Genomic DNA, 583 nt, shown 5'->3' with positions numbered 1-583 from the left:
GAAGGTGATGGTCACCAGCGAAGTCTCGCCGGCGGCAATGGCGGTATCGGCCACGACGATGGTCGCCGTTGGGCGCACGGTGTCGATGGCGTAGTTGTTGGAGTCCGTGGTGCCGACGCCGGCATTGCCCGCGCCGTTGGTCAGACCGGTATTGTCCAGGGTGATCAGATTGCTGGTATCGGCAATGCTCGCGCTTGGCGTGAACGTGGCCGTCCAGGTGACGCCGCCGTCGGTGGACGAAACGTTGCTCAATGTCCCGTTGCTGATGGTCAGATCGCTGTTGTCGAATCCGCTCACGGCTTCGTTGAAGGTGATGGTCACCAGCGACGTTTCGCCAATGTTCAGGGCCGTATCCGCCACCACTATGGTCGCCGTCGGCACCTGCGTATCGATGGCGTAGTTGCCGGAGCTGGTCGTACCCGTGCCGGTATTGCCCGCCGCATCGCTCACGCCAGTGTTGTCCAGGATGATGAGGTTGGTCGCATCCCGCACGCCGAGGGTCGGAGTGAAGACCGCGGTCCAGGTCAGGCCGCCGTCGCTGCTGCTGACAGCACTCAGAGTGCCGTTGGCAACGCTCAGGTCC

1 protein-coding gene is annotated in these 583 nt (G+C 63.3%); it reads right to left on the bottom strand.

Features of this window, described 5'->3' with window-relative positions:
* On the bottom strand, positions 1 to 583 hold a 583-nt coding region (locus HU811_RS27125), incomplete at both ends, for an Ig-like domain-containing protein (protein ID WP_263642032.1).

Source organism: Pseudomonas tehranensis, from assembly GCF_014268615.1.
Lineage (GTDB): Bacteria > Pseudomonadota > Gammaproteobacteria > Pseudomonadales > Pseudomonadaceae > Aquipseudomonas > Aquipseudomonas tehranensis.
This window is presented reverse-complemented; position numbering and strand designations above follow the sequence as displayed.